This is a genomic window from Wolbachia endosymbiont (group A) of Colletes cunicularius, assembly GCF_964264715.1.
Taxonomy (GTDB): domain Bacteria; phylum Pseudomonadota; class Alphaproteobacteria; order Rickettsiales; family Anaplasmataceae; genus Wolbachia.
The window spans coordinates 1,014,769-1,034,692 of sequence record NZ_OZ183471.1; the positions used below are offsets into that span (position 1 = coordinate 1,014,769).

Annotated in this window: 22 protein-coding genes and 1 pseudogene; 6 read left to right on the top strand and 17 right to left on the bottom strand. The window is 34.7% G+C overall.

Annotation, left to right across the window (positions count from 1 at the left end; genetic code table 11):
• The first annotated feature begins 16 nt into the window (after positions 1-16).
• A complete protein-coding gene (locus ACFELZ_RS06060) occupies positions 17-1,297 on the top strand; it encodes a M48 family metalloprotease (RefSeq protein WP_375315923.1) in 1,281 nt (426 codons plus the stop codon).
• A gap of 28 nt (positions 1,298-1,325) precedes the next feature.
• On the opposite strand, the gene ACFELZ_RS06065 is transcribed toward ACFELZ_RS06060, so the two are convergent.
• Together ACFELZ_RS06065 and fabG are read right to left on the bottom strand one after the other, a co-directional pair.
• The gene (locus ACFELZ_RS06065) at positions 1,326-1,661 is read right to left on the bottom strand and encodes a TrbC/VirB2 family protein (RefSeq protein WP_375316682.1); all 336 of its coding nucleotides are present in this window, start codon (positions 1,659-1,661) and stop codon (positions 1,326-1,328) included.
• A gap of 101 nt (positions 1,662-1,762) precedes the next feature.
• Entirely contained in the window at positions 1,763-2,497 is a 735-nt protein-coding gene (gene fabG / locus ACFELZ_RS06070) for a 3-oxoacyl-[acyl-carrier-protein] reductase (protein WP_253309071.1), read from the bottom strand.
• Between the two features lie 266 nt (positions 2,498-2,763).
• On the opposite strand from fabG, the gene ACFELZ_RS06075 reads away from it, so the two are divergent.
• From ACFELZ_RS06075 to ACFELZ_RS06090, 4 genes are all read left to right on the top strand, one after another.
• Positions 2,764-4,284, top strand: a complete 1,521-nt coding sequence (locus tag ACFELZ_RS06075; RefSeq protein ID WP_375315924.1) for an HlyD family type I secretion periplasmic adaptor subunit — start codon at positions 2,764-2,766, stop codon at positions 4,282-4,284.
• A 79-nt stretch (positions 4,285-4,363) separates the two neighbouring features.
• Positions 4,364-4,561 carry a transposase gene (locus tag ACFELZ_RS06080; protein WP_375315797.1) on the top strand — a complete coding sequence of 66 codons (198 nt, stop codon included), beginning with the start codon at positions 4,364-4,366 and terminating at the stop codon, positions 4,559-4,561.
• Between the two features lie 3 nt (positions 4,562-4,564).
• On the top strand, positions 4,565-4,729 hold the full coding sequence (locus tag ACFELZ_RS06085; protein WP_375315781.1) for a hypothetical protein: 165 nt from the start codon (positions 4,565-4,567) through the stop codon (positions 4,727-4,729).
• 17 nt (positions 4,730-4,746) lie between these two features.
• A complete protein-coding gene (locus ACFELZ_RS06090; protein ID WP_375316665.1) occupies positions 4,747-5,130 on the top strand; it encodes a transposase in 384 nt (127 codons plus the stop codon).
• Positions 5,131-5,144: 14 nt separating this feature from the next.
• On the opposite strand, the pseudogene ACFELZ_RS06095 reads toward ACFELZ_RS06090, so the two are convergent.
• The 7 genes and pseudogenes from ACFELZ_RS06095 to ACFELZ_RS06125 form a co-directional block, all read right to left on the bottom strand.
• Positions 5,145-5,399: pseudogene (locus ACFELZ_RS06095) on the bottom strand (IS982 family transposase); the annotation flags it as partial.
• A gap of 542 nt (positions 5,400-5,941) precedes the next feature.
• Positions 5,942-6,295, bottom strand: a complete 354-nt coding sequence (gene gatC / locus ACFELZ_RS06100) for an Asp-tRNA(Asn)/Glu-tRNA(Gln) amidotransferase subunit GatC (protein WP_375315925.1) — start codon at positions 6,293-6,295, stop codon at positions 5,942-5,944.
• A complete protein-coding gene (locus ACFELZ_RS06105; RefSeq protein ID WP_253309402.1) occupies positions 6,285-7,211 on the bottom strand; it encodes a ribose-phosphate diphosphokinase in 927 nt (308 codons plus the stop codon). The genes gatC and ACFELZ_RS06105 overlap by 11 nt, the downstream gene beginning before the upstream one ends.
• Positions 7,212-7,570: 359 nt before the next feature.
• Positions 7,571-8,029: a transposase gene (locus ACFELZ_RS06110; protein ID WP_375316683.1), complete on the bottom strand. Its 459-nt coding sequence runs from the start codon at positions 8,027-8,029 to the stop codon at positions 7,571-7,573.
• Complete coding sequence (locus ACFELZ_RS06115) at positions 7,972-8,136, bottom strand: hypothetical protein (RefSeq protein WP_375315781.1); 165 nt, start codon at positions 8,134-8,136, stop codon at positions 7,972-7,974. The genes ACFELZ_RS06110 and ACFELZ_RS06115 overlap by 58 nt, the downstream gene beginning before the upstream one ends.
• Before the next feature lie 3 nt (positions 8,137-8,139).
• Entirely contained in the window at positions 8,140-8,337 is a 198-nt protein-coding gene (locus ACFELZ_RS06120) for a transposase (protein WP_375315797.1), read from the bottom strand.
• Between the two features lie 71 nt (positions 8,338-8,408).
• Complete coding sequence (locus ACFELZ_RS06125; RefSeq protein ID WP_375315926.1) at positions 8,409-8,606, bottom strand: hypothetical protein; 198 nt, start codon at positions 8,604-8,606, stop codon at positions 8,409-8,411.
• A gap of 180 nt (positions 8,607-8,786) precedes the next feature.
• Here ACFELZ_RS06125 and sdhA point away from each other — a divergent pair, with 180 nt between their 5' ends.
• Positions 8,787-10,592 carry a succinate dehydrogenase flavoprotein subunit gene (sdhA, locus tag ACFELZ_RS06130; protein ID WP_375315927.1) on the top strand — a complete coding sequence of 602 codons (1,806 nt, stop codon included), beginning with the start codon at positions 8,787-8,789 and terminating at the stop codon, positions 10,590-10,592.
• On the opposite strand, the gene ACFELZ_RS06135 is transcribed toward sdhA, so the two are convergent.
• From ACFELZ_RS06135 to ychF, 8 genes are all read right to left on the bottom strand, one after another.
• Positions 10,593-11,144 (bottom strand): hypothetical protein, encoded by a 552-nt coding sequence (locus ACFELZ_RS06135; RefSeq protein WP_375315928.1) that lies wholly within the window; start codon positions 11,142-11,144, stop codon positions 10,593-10,595.
• A gap of 117 nt (positions 11,145-11,261) precedes the next feature.
• On the bottom strand, positions 11,262-11,720 hold the full coding sequence (locus ACFELZ_RS06140; protein ID WP_375316683.1) for a transposase: 459 nt from the start codon (positions 11,718-11,720) through the stop codon (positions 11,262-11,264).
• Positions 11,663-12,028, bottom strand: coding sequence for a transposase (locus ACFELZ_RS06145; protein WP_375315821.1), 366 nt, complete (start codon positions 12,026-12,028; stop codon positions 11,663-11,665). Before ACFELZ_RS06145 ends, ACFELZ_RS06140 begins: the two co-directional genes overlap by 58 nt.
• A gap of 69 nt (positions 12,029-12,097) precedes the next feature.
• Positions 12,098-14,773 (bottom strand): ankyrin repeat domain-containing protein, encoded by a 2,676-nt coding sequence (locus tag ACFELZ_RS06150; protein WP_375315929.1) that lies wholly within the window; start codon positions 14,771-14,773, stop codon positions 12,098-12,100.
• A 284-nt stretch (positions 14,774-15,057) separates the two neighbouring features.
• Positions 15,058-15,657, bottom strand: coding sequence for a guanylate kinase (gene gmk, locus ACFELZ_RS06155; RefSeq protein WP_375316684.1), 600 nt, complete (start codon positions 15,655-15,657; stop codon positions 15,058-15,060).
• Positions 15,641-17,446, bottom strand: coding sequence for a pentapeptide repeat-containing protein (locus ACFELZ_RS06160; RefSeq protein ID WP_375316685.1), 1,806 nt, complete (start codon positions 17,444-17,446; stop codon positions 15,641-15,643). Before ACFELZ_RS06160 ends, gmk begins: the two co-directional genes overlap by 17 nt.
• A complete protein-coding gene (locus ACFELZ_RS06165) occupies positions 17,439-18,566 on the bottom strand; it encodes an ankyrin repeat domain-containing protein (protein ID WP_375315930.1) in 1,128 nt (375 codons plus the stop codon). Before ACFELZ_RS06165 ends, ACFELZ_RS06160 begins: the two co-directional genes overlap by 8 nt.
• A gap of 183 nt (positions 18,567-18,749) precedes the next feature.
• Positions 18,750-19,844, bottom strand: coding sequence for a redox-regulated ATPase YchF (ychF, locus tag ACFELZ_RS06170; protein WP_375315931.1), 1,095 nt, complete (start codon positions 19,842-19,844; stop codon positions 18,750-18,752).
• Positions 19,845-19,924 lie beyond the last annotated feature (80 nt).

Below are 19,924 nucleotides of genomic sequence, written 5' to 3' on the forward strand. Positions count from 1 at the left end.
TAAGCACAGAATTTCCATGTTTAGAATTGCTAAGTTTTTGACCTTATTGTTCTTTTTTGCATATTATAATAATGCTTACTCTATTAACATTATTAGAGATAGTGAAGTGGAAGCAATAGTGAAAGAGCTAGCGCAACCTTTATTTTTTGCTGCAAACATTGATAGTGACCGAATGAAAGTTTTTATAATTAATGATAATTCGATTAATGCTTTTGTAATTAACAACAACAGTATCTTCATTCATTTAGGACTTTTACAATACTCGGCTAAACCTTATGTCCTGCTTGGTATATTAGCACATGAGATTGCTCACATATCTGCTGGTCATATATTGCAAATGAGTAGTGCTATGGGTTATTTTCAATCGATAGCAATGATTAGTTATATGGTAGGATTAGTTTCTAGTATTATCATTAACCCTCAGGTTGCTGGTGCAATTTTGCTTAGTGGTGTAGCACTCAGTTCAAGGCTATTTTTTAACTATTCTCAAGAGCAAGAAAGTGTAGCAGATAGCTATGCTTTAAGGTACCTTGATGAATCTGGCTATGATAATTCAGGTATGAAAGAGATTTTTGATTATTTTAAAAGTATTGAGCATGAGAACACCGAGGAATATTTCCGCACTCACCCACTTAGTGAGAAACGCATATTTGCTGTACAAAATTATAAGGTCAAAAACAACGTAAAACCAATTTTTGCGGATAAGTTACTAAAGTTTGAGCGTGTGGTTGCAAAGCTAGACTCTTTCTTTGCTCCTATTCATGTGTTATCTAATAAATATGAAAATAATTCTGAGTATGTAAATGCTATAGTTTGCTATAGGCAAGGAAAGATAGAAGAGGCTATTGCTAAAGTTAATTCATTGATTCAAGAGTCACGCAATGACCCATACCTATATGAATTAAAAGCAGAAATGCTATACAAGGCCGGAAATTTAAGTGAAGCAATAAAAATGTATGAGGAATCGCTTAGGTATTTATCTGAGAAAAACAGTTATTTAGTGAAACTTGCATTATCTCATACTTTATTATTACACGGTGATGCAAAAAAGGCGATTTTTTACCTGGAGCAGATTTTGAATGTAGAACCAAATAACGCTTTTGTCTGGAAATATTTAAGCATTGCATATAAATGTGAAGCTGATACGGCAATGCATTATTTTGCCTTGACAAAAAAGGCTTGTATTGAAGGTGATTTAAAGCAATTTACAAAATACGCTGACCTAGCTGTTAAAACTCTACCAAAAGATAGTCCTTATTTGTTGCAAGTTGAAGATATGAAGCGATTTAATGGATAACAAAAAAGCATTTCTGCACTTTTATGGGTTATTTTCCACACTTTTCCAACATAGCTTTTGTTTCATCACTTAAGTTGGGCATAATTTTCGTTATGATAGTTTTAGCGCCAAAAAATACACCACAGAACATGCCTAGAGCAAAGAGGGCTGGCCACGGCATCCTGCCAAATATTGCAAGCAAAGCTGCACCAATTATTACTACCGTCATAAGTGGACCGCCTATTCCCCAAACGTAACCAATAATATTGCATATTACTTTAGTTGTGTCATCCATATCAGGATCAGTGGTAGTTGCATAACCTGAGAAAGAGAAAAGTAATACTACACAAAAAACACTAAAAAATCTTTTTATTATAGAGCTCATTTTCTTGCCTTTAAACAATAAATTAACGCAAACGCAAACCTAAACCTACACATATTTTTATTTTAAAGTAAAAATTATAATTTGTCCATACATAAGTGTTGCTACATAAATAACCCACCATTAATGTTAAGCACATGCCCTGTTATATATTTTGCTTCATCACTTGCTAAAAATAAGACCCCTGCTGCTATTTCTTCCCCTGTTCCCATTCTTTTCATTGGAATATTATCTAATATTTTTCCCTTTTGTCCTTCATTTAAAACTTCAGTCATTTTAGTATCTATAAACCCAGGAGCAATACAATTTACTGTTATATTACGACTTGCAACTTCTTTTGCTATAGATTTGCTCATAGCTATTATTCCAGCTTTAGACGCTGCATAATTTGCTTGCCCGGCGTTTCCTGTCAGCCCTATTATTGAGGAAATATTTATAATTCTTCCCCAATTATTCTTAATTAGTCTCTTACATGCTTCTCTACTCAGCTTAAATGTAGAGCTCAAGTTAATATCAATTACTTTTTGCCATGCTTCATCTGTCATTCTCAATAATAAACTGTCTCGCGTAATGCCCGCATTGCATATAAGCCCGTCAAAGCCTTCCATCAACTCACTTGCTCTATTTACTAGTTGATTTACTTCCTCAGCATTTGATAAGTCACAAGGGAGTATGTGCATATTTTTTTCATATTGTTTAGCAACTTCTTCGAGCACTTCTTTTTTTGTGCCAGAAATACATAAAGTTGCTCCGGCTTTGTGCATAATTTTTACAATTGCTTGCCCTATTCCGCCTGATGCGCCAGTGATCAGGAACTTTCTGCTTTCCAATCTAAACATAATAACTTTATATTATCTTAATTCCTAACAGAATATTGACTGGTTGGCAATAGATTTCTTACATAATATAAGTAACTCAGATATTCACAAAATAAAGGAAAAGTTATAATAAAGTTAAACGTCAAAAAATTTTAAAAACATAGTTGATGCAGGAATTGTTACTAAATAGTTTATTCTGGTGCTCTGCAGTCTAAATGGAATGCCTAAATTATAGATTCTTTGTTTTTGTGTGTTATCTTGAGTTAACACAAATTCACAGTAGTATTATGATAAGTAAGTTGAAAAAGCTTAGCACTGGATTTTCTTTGACAGGCCTGATTGGCCATAGTGATAATATAAATATGCAAGGAGCAAAAAATAAAAAGAAGAAGTACCCAAAATTTTTGGATAAGACGTTTGCATTGATTGATGCAGTGATAAATTTTATTTTAAAACGCGAAAGTAATAACGTAAATGAAGTTCTGAGAGTAACATGGGGACCACTATTTTTTGGTCTGGTAGTAATACTCATCTTTTTTGGGATAGGTGGTATTTGGTCGGCTATAGCTCCAATTGACGGTGCGGTGCATGCAAGTGGAGAAGTTATTGTATCTTCAAATAGGAAAATAGTTCAACACTTGGGCGGAGGAATAATAAGCAAAATTTTAGTCAAAGAGGGCCAAGCAGTTAAAAAAGATGAGCCTCTAGTTTTGTTGAGTGATGTTAACGAGAAGGCGAATTTAAGTATTATCAAAGAGAAGCTCTTATCATTTTTAGCAACAGAAGCAAGGCTTATTGCAATCAGAGGAGATTTAGACACGCTCGAGTTTCCTGATGAGGTTAAAAAATTATCTCACGATGAACTTGTAAATAAAGCGATAAAGAATCAAGTAAAGTTGTTCAACTCTCAGAGAAAGAGCATATTGGGAAAAACAGACATACTGCAACAACGTATAAAGCAGTTAAATGATGAATTAGCTGGGCTAAACTTTCAACTAAATGCAGCTCATAAGCAATATGACTTGATAACTGAGGAGTTGGAAACAAAAAGACAATTACTTGATAGTGGCCATATAAGCAAACCACACATTTTAGCTTTAGAAAAACAGTTTGCTGAAATTGAAGGCAGAGTTGGACATTACCGTTCTGCAATATCTCAAGTGCAGCAAAAAATTGGAGAGAACGAATTAGAAATTATAAACGTGAGAAATGATTCTCAAGAAAGAGCAAACGCTGAACTTAAGGAAGTTAGTACGTCTATTGCAGACTTGAAAGAGAGGCTGATGGTTGCTGAAGATTCATTAGCACGTACAATAATTAAATCCCCTCAAGATGGGATAGTCACAGATATAAGATACCATACTGAAGGTGGTGTTATACAATCTGGAGTTCCAATCATGAGCGTAGTGCCATCGGATGATGACCTAATAATAGATGCTAAAATTCAGACCAGAAACATAGAAGAGGTACTGTCAGCACAAAAGAAAGATAGCAACATAGTCTCTATTGATGGGCTAGAAGGGCTAAAGGTTAAAGTCCGGCTGAGTGCTTACAGTGCACGACGTTTAAGTTTAATTAGTGGTATAGTAAGCCATATTTCTCCTGATGCTCTTGATGATCCAAGACTAGGGCGTTATTATTCAGTGCGCGTAGTGATACCGAAGTCAGAGCTTGCTCAATTTAAAAATGTATACCTATACCCTGGTATGCCAGCAGAAGTGTACATAGTTACTCAATCCCGTACTCTTTTATCATTCTTGTTTACACCTATAATTGCAACAGTCGATAGGTCTTTTATAGAAAGGTAGCTCTATTTGGCTTCTCTAAGAGCCTGTCTTCAAACTAAGTAGAAAGGAGTTAAGAAGTATGTTATAAGATATATTTTAAATGTACCCAAGCGATATAAGTGACAAAGAATGGAAGATAATAGAGCTATATTTTGAACCTAAAAAGACCGGCAGACCAAGAAAACATAGTATTAGAACAATTATTAACGCAATTCGCTATGTGATGAGGACAGGATGTCAATGGAGACAACTGCCTAAAGATTTTCCACCATGGAAAACAGTGTATAGTTGTAATTAGCGATTGAAAAAAAGTGGAATATGGCAAGAGATTCATGATTTTCTAGTTAAAAAAGTAAGAGAGATAATTGGTAAGAATGAAACTCCATCAGTGGGAATAATAGATAGCCAATCAGTAAAAACTACTCAAAAAGGGGATCCAGAGGATATGATGCTGGCAAGAAAGTAAAGGGTAGAAAGCGCCACATCGTTGTAGATACTGTAGGTCTTGTAATTGCTGCTGAAGTACAAAGTGCAAGCATTCAGGATCGTGATGGTGCACCAAATCTTTTTGTTCAAGCCAAATGCAAAGCTCCAACATTACATAAGTTTTTTGCTGATCAAGGATACACAGGTAAATTGCAAAACCTCTGCTTATTGGAAACTGGATGTTTATTGACGATTACCAAGAAAATAGTTGATACAGGATTTCAGGTTATTCCCAAACGTTGGATTGTTGAGAGAACCTTTGCTTGGCTCTCCAATTTTAGACGTATGAGTAAGGATTATGAGCATTCTCCTCTCACTTCAAAAAACAACATCTTCTTTAATATGATCACTATTATGCTTCACAAATTAGCTCATTCTTGAGTTTGAAGACAGGCTCTTAGAGCAACAAACCTGGTATATGAAGGTAACTTTGGAAACTCTGATTTGTAGAGCAACGTTAGGTAATGTAGATAGAAAGTTTTACACGGAGATTGTTGATATAGCAGGATTATTGTCATGATTTCGGAGTGCTCAATTTCCGTTGTTCTTGTGGGGTTTTTACCATTTGGCAGTAGTTTATCTGCAAAATTTTTCTCTATATCTCTGCAAAAATCATCGACCAAACAAAACAGTTTTGTTATATCTTCCATGGGTAACCTCATCTATTTTTTTATCACTGCTGAGTTTACCCTGTTTTCTTGCCTTTTCTATTCTCCTTTAATCCAGAATTCACGTTTTTAACCTTTCAAAAAAGTTCTGCAAGTCGAGTAAAGTTAATTCAGATGTTTCCATAAAACCCTCCAGTTTTATTATCACGTATCAATAATACATCTAGTATACTTAAATATCTTTAAGAAAGGCAACTCTGACCCTCAGGTAGCTAATGTTAACTACCAATATCGTATGTAAACCAAAATCAATAATGGCAATTGCTGACAACTTACCCCTCCATATTATTTAAAGCAATATCTGATAATAAAGAAAATCATGGGGCAAGTAAACTATAGCTAAAGTGACTTAGGTTTACCTACAATTCGAAAAACAACAAATTCGTTATTCCGCTACTTGTTAGCGCCGCGGCGGTATGACGTAGGGAAACCTTCTTGGGTTAGCTATACCTGTTTTGCCACTCTGCTGAACGGATACTTTGAAAGTAGATCTATTATAGAATTGATATGAGCCTTATTTTACCCTAATCGTTTATAACCTTTGGCACTACGAAATACCCATGCTCAGGTTTTGTATTGGACAATATCTCTTCTTTAATGTTTTGAGAACTTATAACATCATCGCGTACATGAATGTCCTTGTCTATACTGCCATAACGCATAGGAGAAACACCTTCAGTATTAACTTGCAATAAAGTATCATATATCCAATCCAGCATTGTCAGTTCTTTGGAGTAGTGATCAATCTCGTCATTTGATAACTTAATCCTTACAAGCTGTGCAATTTTAAGCATTTCTTCCTTGGTAATTGTTATTTTTCTCTTATTTGCAAATTCTATTAGTGAAGTAATAACGTCTCCTGTTGACTTAGCTGGCATCTTTACCTCCTTGGATGAAGTGAGTTAAAATATCTACGACCGAAACAACTTCTATTTTACCAGTTTTTTCAAGTTTGTGAAGTATAGTATCCGTAATCACTAATTTATCTAAAGAAGAGGAAGAAATTTTTTCAACTGCACTTCCTGAAAGCACGCCATGTGTGATGCATGAAATTACGGACTTTGCTCCGCAATTTTTTAAAGCAAGGGCTGCATTACACAATGTTCCACCAGAGTCAACTATATCATCAACAATGACACAATTTTTATTCGCAACTTCTCCTATTATGTTCATTACTTGAGATGTGCCTGCTTTCTCCCTATATTTATCTACTACAATAATCTTATCACTTAACCCTATCTTGTACTTTTCCTCTAAAGTCTTTGCAAAAGCACGTGCTCTGCCAATTGCTCCAACATCAGGTGCAACAATTGCCAAATTTTCCGTGTGTATACAGTCAACAAATGCTTCAAAGCAGTTCAAATTAGTTATCGGTACATCAAAGAATCCTTCAATTTGACTTGAGTGCAAATCAATCACTGCAACACTACTTGCACCTGCAGTTTGAATAAGATTTGCAACTAATTTGGCATTTAAAGCAGATTGCATATCATTATTCTTGATAATTCTATCTTGTCTGCTATATCCATAATAAGGAATAATTACTACTATCCTTTTGGCTCCTAATCTATTTACTGCATCAATTATAAGCAGAAGCTCCATGAGGTTATCATTCACAGGGGGAGAAAGAGATTGTACTATGTATACTTCTTGATTATATAGATCATTTGCTACTTCTACATTTACCTCGCCATCGGTAAACTTTGATATCCAAGCAGAGGATGGTTGAACATCTAGCCGGTTAACTACTGATTCCCCTAATTCTTTACTAGCATTACCTATTATTATCTTCATAATGTACCAATTGAGCTTGTAAGATTATACAGAAATTATAAAATAATTGAAATGTAAGTTTCTTTATCTAGCATTCTTGTCGGCAAATTAGGTACCTCTTGTACAATGACCTGTCATTTTCACGCATTGTTTCAATATACAGACCCAAATTGAAACAACTATACAAAATCCTGCTTATGTTTCAAGATAAATGACTTTAATGAAATATAATTTACCTTACCACTTCGTTTTGATTCTCCAGTTCAACATAGGATAAATTACTCATACATTCTCCTAGTATTTCCTCCTTTTTATCATTATCTAGTCCACTGCTAAACCCCTGACACTTTTTCTCAAGAGCTAAGAGCCTGTCTTCAAACTCAAGAATGAGCTAATTTGTGAAGCATAATAGTGATCATATTAAAGAAGATGTTGTTTTTTGAAGTGAGAGGAGAATGCTCATAATCCTTACTCATACGTCTAAAATTGGAGAGCCAAGCAAAGGTTCTCTCAACAATCCAACGTTTGGGAATAACCTGAAATCCTGTATCAACTATTTTCTTGGTAATCGTCAATAAACATCCAGTTTCCAATAAGCAGAGGTTTTGCAATTTACCTGTGTATCCTTGATCAGCAAAAAACTTATGTAATGTTGGAGCTTTGCATTTGGCTTGAACAAAAAGATTTGGTGCACCATCACGATCCTGAATGCTTGCACTTTGTACTTCAGCAGCAATTACAAGACCTACAGTATCTACAACGATGTGGCGCTTTCTACCCTTTACTTTCTTGCCAGCATCATATCCTCTGGATCCCCTTTTTGAGTAGTTTTTACTGATTGGCTATCTATTATTCCCACTGATGGAGTTTCATTCTTACCAATTATCTCTCTTACTTTTTTAACTAGAAAATCATGAATCTCTTGCCATATTCCACTTTTTTTCAATCGCTAATTACAACTATACACTGTTTTCCATGGTGGAAAATCTTTAGGCAGTTGTCTCCATTGACATCCTGTCCTCATCACATAGCGAATTGCGTTAATAATTGTTCTAATACTATGTTTTCTTGGTCTGCCGGTCTTTTTAGGTTCAAAATATAGCTCTATTATCTTCCATTCTTTGTCACTTATATCGCTTGGGTACATTTAAAATATATCTTATAACATACTTCTTAACTCCTTTCTACTTAGTTTGAAGACAGGCTCTAAGCATGTAGCTATCTTACTGTTTCAGACGATAATTCCGGCAACTCATTACGAATCTTTTCCTGCTCTTCCTCAGAGAAATTGCCAAGGTTTTCCCTGGCCATTTCAGAAAATTTTTGAGTAATCGTTTCTTTTATCATTCCACCAACTTCCTGTTTATTTAGTGTAATAACTACCGATGGATGCAAGCCAGATAAATACTCAACCATTTTATTGTATGTTCCACCTGAAGTAAGTAAAATAGCGAGGTTTAAATGGCATTAAGATCAAAATTATTGGGTGAAAAAGTGGTTCACTAATAATGAGAATTGGTATTAGCTATAGAAAACTTGTATAGATTTTTTCTACTTCTGTGATATCATAAGCCTGTAATAATAAAATAAGCAAATATGGATAAGTCAGCGTATGAGATCATAGAACATGAGTATGATGTGGTAGTAGTGGGTGCAGGTGGAGCAGGGCTCAGAGCAACGCTTGGGATGGCTGCAACTCATTTTTCAGTTGCTTGCATTTCTAAAATTTTCCCTACACGAAGTCATACAGTTGCAGCACAAGGCGGAATTAGTGCAGCTTTAGGTAATATTGGTGAAGACGATTGGCGCTGGCATGCATATGACACAATAAAAGGTTCAGACTGGCTTGGTGATCAAGATGCAATAGAATATATGTGTAAAAACGCTGCTAAAGCTGTTATTGAACTTGAAAATTTTGGCGTACCTTTTTCTCGTACAGAAAATGGCAAAATATACCAGCGTTCCTTTGGTGGAATGACAACTCACTTTGGTAAAGGAAAATCAGCGCAGCGCACTTGTGCGGCAGCAGACAAAACTGGGCACGCAATCCTTCACACTCTATATCAGCAGTGTCTTAAATTCAACGCTGAATTTTTTGTTGAATACTTTGTGATTGATTTAATTATGGATAGCGAAACTGGAGCATGCTGTGGAGTTCTTGCTTGGTCGCTATGCGACGGTACATTACATAGATTTCGCGCACATTCGGTGGTGCTAGCAACAGGTGGATATGGACGTGTTTATTTCTCTGCAACAAGTGCGCATACCTGCACAGGTGATGGTAATGGCATGGTAGTGAGAGCTGGGTTACCACTTGAAGATATGGAATTTGTACAATTTCATCCAACAGGAATATATGGCTCAGGGTGCTTGATGACAGAAGGGTGCCGTGGAGAAGGGGGGTACCTCGTTAATTCTCAGGGCGAAAAGTTTATGGAACGTTACGCACCAAAAGCAAAAGATTTAGCTTCCCGTGATGTGGTAAGTCGTGCAATAACAATTGAAATTAGAGAGGGAAGGGGAGTTGGACCGAAAAAAGATCATATGTATTTAACTATAGCGCATCTTGATCCGGAAGTAATAAAACTCAGATTGCCGGGCATCAGCGAAACCGCAAGAACTTTTGCTGGAGTTGATGTCACTAAAGATCCAATACCGGTCATTCCGACTGTTCACTATAACATGGGTGGCATTCCAACCAATTATCATGGAGAAGTGATCACGCTGAAGCAAGGTAAGGAAGAAGTGGTAGATGGACTATTTGCAATTGGAGAAGCTGCGTGTGTCTCTGTGCACGGTGCAAATCGACTTGGTTCTAACTCGCTTCTTGATCTTGTGGTTTTTGGTAGAGCTGCAGCACTCAAAGCAAAAGAGAAACTAAAATCCTGTACATCACATAAAAAATTGAGCTCAGATTGTACAGATTGGATAATAGATAGGTTTAATAAAATGCGATTTGCTTCTGGGAAGCTCAAAGTAGCAAAAATACGCAGCGAAATGCAGAACACTATGCAAAAGTACGCATCAGTGTTCCGTGTTGCTGAAGTTTTAGAAGAAGGTAAAAAAGCTATAAAAAAGGTAGCAAAAATGATGCCTGATATTTCACTTGAGGATCGCAGTATGATATGGAACAGTGATTTAGTTGAAGCACTGGAGCTTGCTAACATGATCCCACAAGCGGTTATTACCATGGAATGCGCAGCCAATCGAGAGGAGAGTAGAGGTGCTCATGCTCGTGAAGATTTTCCTGAGCGTGATGATAAAAACTGGATGAAACACACCATAGCGTGGCTTGAAGAAAAGAAAGGTCAAATTAATGTAAAAATTGATTATAAAAAAGTGGCTGAAAAAACTCTGAGCGATGAAATTGACTTCATCGCTCCGGAAAAGAGGGTATACTAGTTATATTGTTAACCCATCTGCGGGAGATTTTGTTGATGTATCTTTCATTTCACTTTTTGGATTTCTTGCACGCTTTGTCTGTCGGTCATTGTCAGTAGAGTTCTTTGTTTTATTAGTTAGTTTTTCAAAACATTTCTTAACACCACTAAACCCTAAAGTAAGAGCAAGACATGTAGCTATAGCAATAGCTGCGAGGAATAAAGCGGCAAGGGCCCCAATGTAACCCTGAGAGACACCATATGCTACAGCTGAAATGAAAATAACCGTTGTTATGGATATTAATGTTTGACGGGTTCTCTTTGCTGGATCTATGTACTTTCCAGCAGCAGATAATGCTTTTCCTGTAGTAGATGCTGTTTTTTCTATAAAAGAACCTGCTTTTTCAATGCCAGACTGACATTTTTTTGAAGCAGTTTTACAGTGGTATTTTTCCTCGAGTTTCTCCTTTAGCTCTCTAACCTTTTTTTGTGTTTCTTGTGTAATTCTTGGATATTCTTTTAAATTAAGTAAAGTTAGATAATACTTTTTAGTATCAAATGTTTGACCTTCCAACTCTAGAGAACAGGGATCAGCGCCCATTTCTAGCAGCATTGCACAAAACTTTGTTGTATTGCTACAACTAACTGTTGAATCAAAAATTGTTCCTTGCTTTAGAGCCTGTCTTCAAACTCAAGAATGAGCTAATTTGTGAAGCATAATAGTGATCATATTAAAGAAGATGTTGTTTTTTGAAGTGAGAGGAGAATGCTCATAATCCTTACTCATACGTCTAAAATTGGAGAGCCAAGCAAAGGTTCTCTCAACAATCCAACGTTTGGGAATAACCTGAAATCCTGTATCAACTATTTTCTTGGTAATCGTCAATAAACATCCAGTTTCCAATAAGCAGAGGTTTTGCAATTTACCTGTGTATCCTTGATCAGCAAAAAACTTATGTAATGTTGGAGCTTTGCATTTGGCTTGAACAAAAAGATTTGGTGCACCATCACGATCCTGAATGCTTGCACTTTGTACTTCAGCAGCAATTACAAGACCTACAGTATCTACAACGATGTGGCGCTTTCTACCCTTTACTTTCTTGCCAGCATCATATCCTCTGGATCCCCTTTTTGAGTAGTTTTTACTGATTGGCTATCTATTATTCCCACTGATGGAGTTTCATTCTTACCAATTATCTCTCTTACTTTTTTAACTAGAAAATCATGAATCTCTTGCCATATTCCACTTTTTTTCAATCGCGAATTACAACTATACACTGTTTTCCATGGTGGAAAATCTTTAGGCAGTTGTCTCCATTGACATCCTGTTCTCATCATATAGCGGATTGCGTTAATAATTGTTCTAATACTATGTTTTCTTGGTCTGCCGGTCTTTTTAGGTTCAAAATATAGCTCTATTATCTTCCATTCTTTGTCACTTATATCGCTTGGATACATTTAAAATATATCTTATAACACACTTCTTAACTCCTTTCTACTTAGTTTGAAGACAGGCTCTTAGGCTAGCTATAGAACGTTCCCTACTAGCTTATTCATGAATTGACGTAGTATTGATATATCGCTCATTTTAGTAGCTGGATTTTCTGTATATTCTGATTGATTTTGTTGTCTTTTTGCTGCTAGGTCTTCAGAATCATTTCCTAAATTCTGTTGATCATTTTCAATAGGGTTCTTCGAAGCTTGATTCTGCTCTGTTGTTGAATTAGAGCGATTTTTGTCGTTAAATGTGTCCTGTGCTTTGTTGGTTGATTTTTCAAAAAGTTTCTTAATACCACTAAATCCTAAAGTTAAAGTAAGACATATAACTCCAGCAGTAGCTATGATAGGAATGGCTGCTCCAATTGCCATTTGACCCTGAAAGAAAGCAAATGTTACCATTGCAATAACAGTAATTGTTATCGTGATTGCTAACAGTTCGCGGGTTCTTTTTGCTGGATCTATGAATCCTGCTACAGCAGATGCTGTTTTTTCTATAAAAGAACCTGCTTTTTCAATGCCAGACTGACATTTTTTTGAAGCAGTTTTACAGTGGTATTTTTCCTCAAGCTTCTCTTTTAGTTCTTTAGCTTTCTCCTGTGCTTTCTGTGGAGTCCCTGAATAATCTTTTAGATCTCGTAAAGTTAAATAGTACTTTTTAGTATGGAATTTTGGATCTTTCAGCTCCAGAGAACAGGGATCAGCGCCTATTTCTAGCAGCATTGTACAAAATTTTGTTGTATTGTCATAAGCAGTTGCTGTATCAAAAATTGTTCCTTGCGATAGGTATTTGATACTTCTTTTTTCTGCTTTTTTCTTTAATGCCAATTCTAGGGGTGTGTTCTCTTCTCCATTAGGTGCATTCACAGCCTCTCTTAATTGATCTTCAGATATTTCTCTTTCTTTTACTAAACCTAAAATCAATTCCAAACATGCAACTTTTTGTCTTCCTTTGAATGAAGCAATATAGTGAAGAGCATTTTTTCCATCTTTATCTTGCACAGTAATATCTGCACCATTTTTTAGCAATAGTTCTAGGGTTCCATACCTTTTAGTTTTTTCAAATTTTCTATCTGTACATGATCGATCCTCATTCTTTTCTTTTATATGCTGAAGCAACTGATGAAGAGGTGTTTGTTCTTCCTTGTTAGTAGTATTTACAGCATTACTAAATCTATCTTTATCTGAAATCAACTTCAAACATGCAACTTTTTGTTCTCCTTTGAATGAAGCAATATAGTGCAGAACATTTTTTTCATCTTTATCTTGCACAGTAATATCTGCACCGTTTTGTAGTAATAGCTCTAGGGTTTTATATCTCTTAGTTTTCTCAAATTTCTTAAGTGATCGGTTCTCACTCTTCTCTTGTATGCGCTGGAGTACCTGGTGGAGCGGTGTTTGTCCTTCTTTTTTATCATTTACAGCTTTTATAAATTGTTCTTTTTGGCTTGCTTCTAGCAAAAGTTTAAGTTTTTGTTTTGTTTCAAGTTTAACAATCAAGTGTAAAGCATTATTACCATCTGTGTCTTTAAGGCTAATATCTGCCCCTTTTTGCAATAACTCTTCAAAACGTTCTTTATCATTATCTTTAATTGCTAAATGTAATTGATAATTATCATTACTATCTGGAGTATTTATGGTACGTGGTATAATTTCTTTAATTTTTGCTTCTGTATTGATTTTTATTTCTGGCTTTAATTTAGATTTCTTTCCTTGCTCTGCTAATTTTTCTAAGAAATTACGATAGTATGTCTTTTGCTCTTCTTTTAAGTTTTGTAATTCTTTTGTAGATAATCCTAAATTATCAGAGCTGGCTCCATGCTCTAACAATTTTGTAAGAAACTTAAGTGTGTTATCGTTACTTCGAATTGTATGAGACTCATGTTTTTCTTTTGTTATCTTGTTAATTAGTCCCACCTGAAGAGCGTCCTGATTTTCACTATTAATGAGTTGTGCTAAATCTTTCTCGGTGACCGTTTTTATTAGGGTACCCAGAAACTTGCATTTCTGTTTCTTTTCGAGCGATGCAATGAGGTGTAAAATATTATTTCCTCCTTTTTCATCTTTTATGCTGCTAATATCCGTGCAATCTTTGAGATATTTTTTAAATTTCCTGTTATTTCCATTTTTGATCGCTTTTAGTAATAGAGCATTGCTATTTGTTATTTCGTTGCTTTTCTCTACTTCTTGATCTTCATTTACTGTATTAGGGTTACTGATTGAATGTTTCTCATAATCATCACCAGCATCTCTACTGTAGTCACTTTCAATTCCACTGTCTTCACTATTTCTACGATCATTTTGGTTGTGGGTAAAACAATATTTGCTATTATAAGTAATTTCTGAAATTACTTGTCCTATTTCCTCTTTTTCTATAGGGTCTAGTCCTTTCGATATTTTTCTATTCAATACCGGAAGAAAGCACTGGACATAGTGCCTATAATATTTTTCTTGTTCTCTAAGTGATTCTTCTAATTTAGTTAATACTTCAGGACTAGCACCTTCCTTGAATAACCTTTTACACTTCTTGAGGGTTCCATCTCGACTTCTTGGTTTTTCACGCTTATGCTCTTCTTTTTTTACCTTTCTCTCTATAATGCCATACAATTGCTCGTCTTTTCTATCCTGCTCTCGCTTTTCATTTTTATCTATGTATTCATCTAATTTTTTTGCATTAGTAGCTAGTGCACTTAGATCTGTACTCATACTAAAACCTCAATATTAAAAGCTATTTAAGTTGTCAGCACTAAACTAACAACCAAGAAGTTTGACTTTTAATTTGAGCTAAACGTTGTATATGTGATCGAAATATAGGTGGAAAGGCAGAAAATTAATTTCTGTAAGAAAGTTTGCCGTCATAGTTAAACCTCACTTGAACAGTTGTCTACTATTTTAACCATTTTGTCTTAAAAAATAATAAATATAGCTAAACTGCAAAACGTGCTATTGGCTAAAATAGGATAAGAAATTATAGCTGCAAATTGATGTTTTTACAGACTTGGTTTTTCTTTTAGTTTTTTAAGTCTTTCTTTATTTAGTATGGAGCTTATCTCTTCTACACTTTTATCAATATCATCATTGATTATTACATAATCATATTTATCACGTTTGCTTATCTCTTTTTGAGCTTCGGCTAATCTGCGCTCTATTTCGTTTGCATCATCACTATTACGCTTTTGCAAACGCAACCTAAGCTCTTCCATTGAAGGGGGAAGTATAAAAACACTCACAACTTTTTTTCTCATGAGCTTGAATAAGTGAAATGCTCCTTGCCAATCTATGCTTAGTAAAACGCTTATTCCACTGCTTAAGTTTTGCTCTATAAAATCTCTTGGTATACCATAAAAATTCTCAAAAACTTTGGCGTATTCAAGCATCTGACCAGCTTCGCATAACTCGTGAAATTTTTCTTCGGTAACGAAAAAATAGTCTTTTCCATTTATTTCGCCAGAGCGAGGCTTGCGCGTAGTCGTAGAAACAGACCTAACTAAATTAGTTGATCGCTCAAGTAATTTTTCTGATATAGTAGTTTTTCCAGCTCCAGAAGGAGAGGATAGAACCAATAATACGCCCTCACTTTTTACGGTCATTTTTCTTTGCATTTTTTAACATGGCACTTTTTGGATCAGAGTTTAAAAAGCTAGAACCTTTTAAATTAGAATTTGATAAGTTGGTGCCAATGAGAGAAGAGTTATCAAAGACAGTATAGCGCAAATCGGTTTTTTCAAGATTTGCCTTATTCAAATTAACGTTTACAAACTTTGCTCTACTCAATGTTGAATTAGAAAAATCAGCATTTTCTAAATTCATATTCTTAAATTCAAAGTAAGAATAATTTACATTAAATTTTTCACCCTGTGATATTTTCTCTTGCAAATCTCCAATTGAAGTTATAGCATTTTCTAACCCTGCAAGTTTTTTCTGCCCTTGATTGTCAATCAAAATTGAATTATCAAACTTGCAATCTGTTAAATGAGCATCAGCAACTGAACTTTTATATATGCTTGAAGAGTGAAAAGACATATCACTAATTGTTGAATTGCTCAAATTGCTAAGAAAAAAGCTAGTTTTCCTAAAGGCATTAGCGTGAAGCAAAGAAGATCTGAAATCGCTTTCAATAAAATTTGAATTAGTTACTTTTAAATTGGACCAGCTCGAATTATCAGCTAATAAATTAAAGAATGTTGAATTTTCTATTTCACTGGAATCAATATTATGGTGAAAAAGTGTACTGTTATAAACTTGAGAGTCTTGGATTTTTATCTTATACATTGAAGTTGTAGAAAGGTCTGAATCTTCTATCTTCGCAGAGGTGAATAGTGAATGGTCAAAAAATGAGCCATTCATGTTAGAATTCGCAACTTTAGTATTATGAAACTTTCCGTGACGAATGTCAGCATTAGAGACATTAACTTGATGCAGTTCACTAAAACTAAAATCAATATTGGATAAATCAGCATCCTGAAGACTTGCTCCAGAAACATATACATGTTTTATCTTGGAACCATTTAGTATAGATTGAACAAAACTTGAATTATCGTCATTCACATAGGAAATTTGTGTGTTGCTTAAATTAGCTTCGTCGAAGTTACTGTTAATTATGATAGAAGAATTAAGGCAGGCATCAGAAAAATTGCTACCTGTAAAGTCTGATTCTTTTAACTCTGCACCATATATGTTAGCATTTTTTAATGAAGAAAATTGTATCTTTAATTTATATGCATCCAATCCAAAGAAACTTGCATTATCAAGGTTATTTTTCTGCATAACAGTATCGTTTATTTCACTATCATTAAAATTTACGTAGCTAACATTCGAGTTTGATAAGTTGGAGAGATTCATTTTCACATTCGAGAAATTAGTATGCAAACCAATTACGTTGTGCATACTTACTTTTTTGAGATCGGAACTGATAAAATCAGTATAACTAACATTAGACTGATCAAATACGATATCTGTTAAGTTTGCAGAAACAAATTTTGTAAAACTCAAATTTGTACCTTTTATTTTAATGCCATGTAAATTAGCATTGGAGAAATTAGCACCACGTAAATCAACATCAATGAAAGACACATCGGATAAATCAGTATTAGAAAAATCAGCACCAATCAGACTTACTCCATCAAAAACAGATCCACTTAGGTACAATTGGCTAAAATTAGCTCCATTTAAGTTAGAGCCAAAACCTTTCTTAAAATCTTCTGGCACGCCATTTTTGTGGCACTGCACCAAAAATTCAGCAAAGTCTTTTTTGCTGTAAGATACATATTTTACATCATGCAGAGCGTTTAAAAAATCACTAATCTGATTTTTTTCATCATTTGTTTCGTTTCCATAACATAAATGACCAACTAAAATTAATATCAAAAATCTAATCATCTTGCTTATCGCACTGCGACTCATTGTTTTCTTTCGTTTTCACAGCCCAATCGTACATTGCTGAGCTTTCTTTATTGTCTATTTTTCTATCCTCCAAAAGGTGTGGCATCATTTCGGCAATCGCATTTATTATATTGATCTGCTTTTTTTCGATTGCTATATCAATTGGGGATTGAAAATTATTATTAACTACTCTAAGATCAGCGCCTTGTAATAAGAGAAAGCGCACTATGTCTACCTCACCTTGTTTAACTGAATAAATGAGAGGAGTATCACCCAATTTATTTCTAAACCTTAGTATCTCTTGAGTTGTTAATCCAATTTTTTCTAGCTTACTCATTATTCCTCTTAAGCAAGGTAAGTTATTTTTCTTAATACAGTAAAAAAATTGCTTACTGTAATCATCAATAAATACAGTTGTAGGAAGATGCTCATTAAGGCTATCATATTGTCGTTTATATATTGACTTGCTTTGTATATCTTTACGACCCCATTCTTTTATTGGTTCTCTGTTTAGCTTTGTCCATTTTTGTAAATTTTTCTTTTCACTTTGCTCTTCTTCATCTTTTTTAGTTATAGGTTTTACTCTATTGCGGTACTTAGAATTATTGTTTGTTTCTTTCACTTTTTTTTCTTCGAACTGATTCTCTACTTTTTCTTTTTTTCCCTCTAATAATTGACTCGCATCACTTTTTGAAAGTTCATTATCTTTTATATCAATCTTCTGATCAGCTTGTAGATTTTTTTGCGGGTCAGTTGTATTCTCATTTAAATCAGCACTTAAAGGCAAAGGCTCTGGTTTCAAATCTTTATTCACTTCTTTATTGGCCACATTTGGTAAATTTCGAGCAAATTCGCCTGTACTTTCTTCTAGCTGGTCATTTGGCAAATCTTTATCAATCCTTTCACCTTCACTTTGTGTTTGTTTAGCATCGACGTTGCTTTTCAACTCATCTTTTTGATTTGTGCTATCTTGCTTCCTTACACCTACATTTTCGTTTTTATGAACTGATTCAATTTTCTTTTCTTCAAATTGCTCTACAGCAAATAGGCTCAGTGATCCAAATACAACAACTAATAATACAAAGTATAAAATACTCTTCATAAATATTCCAAGCATAAGCTTAATTAAGATGATACTATAATCAAATGATTAATCTACAGTAAAAAATGCCTTAGGATTTTATTTATAAAAAACCAACAGATTTTTTGCATTACTTTTTCTGGGTAAGGTCAATTGTTTCTTAAACCTCTCCCCTAAACGAATACACTGTAGAAGGAGGAGTTTCTTCTCCCCAGAAAGCTACACATTAAACCTAAAGTGCATTATATCACCATCTTGTACGATATAATCTCTGCCTTCAAAGCGAATTTTTCCTGCGTCTTTGCAAGCTGATTCACTTCCATACTTTATGTAGTCTGCAAAGCTTATAGTTTCTGCTTTTATGAAGCCTTTCTCAAAATCAGTGTGGATTACACCTGCTGCCTTATCAGCTGTTGATCCTATTTTTACTGGCCATGCCCGTGCTTCTTTGGGGCCCACAGTAAAGAAAGTTATCATACTCAGCACTTCATACATAATACGCGCTACTCCATCAAGGCCTGATTCTTGTAAGCCAAATTCTGACAAGAAACTCTGTTTTTCCTCTTCACTATCAAGATTTGCAATATCTGCTTCAAGTTTTGCTGAAATGCAATAAAATTTGCTTTTATTTTCCTCCGCCATTCTCTCTACCTTTTGAGATAATTCATTGCCAGTTATAACATTTGTATCTTCAACATTGCAAACGTACATAACGGGCTTTGTTGTCAGCAATTGAAGTGACTTCATTTCAGCTTCGTCCATGTTTTCCAAACTTCTTGCAGGTTTACCGAGTTTTAAAGTAGCTAATACCTCTTGCATTAATTCAAGTTGTCTCTTTAGCTCTTTATCACCTTGTTTTGCTTTCTTTTCCAATTGAGGAAGCCTTTTTTCTATGCTGTCAATATCAGCTAGAATTAACTCCATTTCCACCACTTCAGCATCTGATATTGGATCTATTTCATTGTGTACATGGTTAATATCATCATTTATAAAGCACCTGAGCAGATGCACGATGGCATCAACTTCTCTGATATGGCTTAAAAATTTATTGCCGAGTCCTTCACCTTTGCTTGCGCCCTTTACAAGACCTGCAATATCCACAACTTCTAATTGATTATAAATTATCTTCTCTGAACCGGCAATTGCTGCGATTTGTTTCAAACGCTGATCTTTTATCGAAATCTTGCCTATATTTGGCTCGATTGTGCAAAAAGGATAATTTGCAGCTTCGGCTGCACTTGACTCTGTAAGTGCATTAAATAAAGTTGATTTTCCTATGTTTGGTAACCCAACTATACCACAGTTAAAGCTCATATTTGCTATTTAAAGCCATAATTATTGCACAATTTAATAATTTCTGCTATACTTAATTAGTTACTTATTGACAGTTTTGT

Coding starts and splice junctions, on each gene's coding strand:
- ACFELZ_RS06060 (WP_375315923.1), top strand. CDS start 17: ATGTTTAGAATTGCTAAGTTTTTGACCTTATTGTTCTTTTTTGCATAT.
- ACFELZ_RS06065 (WP_375316682.1), bottom strand. CDS start 1,661: ATGAGCTCTATAATAAAAAGATTTTTTAGTGTTTTTTGTGTAGTATTA.
- fabG (WP_253309071.1), bottom strand. CDS start 2,497: ATGTTTAGATTGGAAAGCAGAAAGTTCCTGATCACTGGCGCATCAGGC.
- ACFELZ_RS06075 (WP_375315924.1), top strand. CDS start 2,764: ATGATAAGTAAGTTGAAAAAGCTTAGCACTGGATTTTCTTTGACAGGC.
- ACFELZ_RS06080 (WP_375315797.1), top strand. CDS start 4,364: ATGTACCCAAGCGATATAAGTGACAAAGAATGGAAGATAATAGAGCTA.
- gatC (WP_375315925.1), bottom strand. CDS start 6,295: ATGCCAGCTAAGTCAACAGGAGACGTTATTACTTCACTAATAGAATTT.
- ACFELZ_RS06105 (WP_253309402.1), bottom strand. CDS start 7,211: ATGAAGATAATAATAGGTAATGCTAGTAAAGAATTAGGGGAATCAGTA.
- ACFELZ_RS06120 (WP_375315797.1), bottom strand. CDS start 8,337: ATGTACCCAAGCGATATAAGTGACAAAGAATGGAAGATAATAGAGCTA.
- ACFELZ_RS06125 (WP_375315926.1), bottom strand. CDS start 8,606: ATGGTTGAGTATTTATCTGGCTTGCATCCATCGGTAGTTATTACACTA.
- sdhA (WP_375315927.1), top strand. CDS start 8,787: ATGGATAAGTCAGCGTATGAGATCATAGAACATGAGTATGATGTGGTA.
- ACFELZ_RS06145 (WP_375315821.1), bottom strand. CDS start 12,028: ATGTATCCAAGCGATATAAGTGACAAAGAATGGAAGATAATAGAGCTA.
- ACFELZ_RS06150 (WP_375315929.1), bottom strand. CDS start 14,773: ATGAGTACAGATCTAAGTGCACTAGCTACTAATGCAAAAAAATTAGAT.
- gmk (WP_375316684.1), bottom strand. CDS start 15,657: ATGACCGTAAAAAGTGAGGGCGTATTATTGGTTCTATCCTCTCCTTCT.
- ACFELZ_RS06160 (WP_375316685.1), bottom strand. CDS start 17,446: ATGATTAGATTTTTGATATTAATTTTAGTTGGTCATTTATGTTATGGA.
- ACFELZ_RS06165 (WP_375315930.1), bottom strand. CDS start 18,566: ATGCTTGGAATATTTATGAAGAGTATTTTATACTTTGTATTATTAGTT.
- ychF (WP_375315931.1), bottom strand. CDS start 19,844: ATGAGCTTTAACTGTGGTATAGTTGGGTTACCAAACATAGGAAAATCA.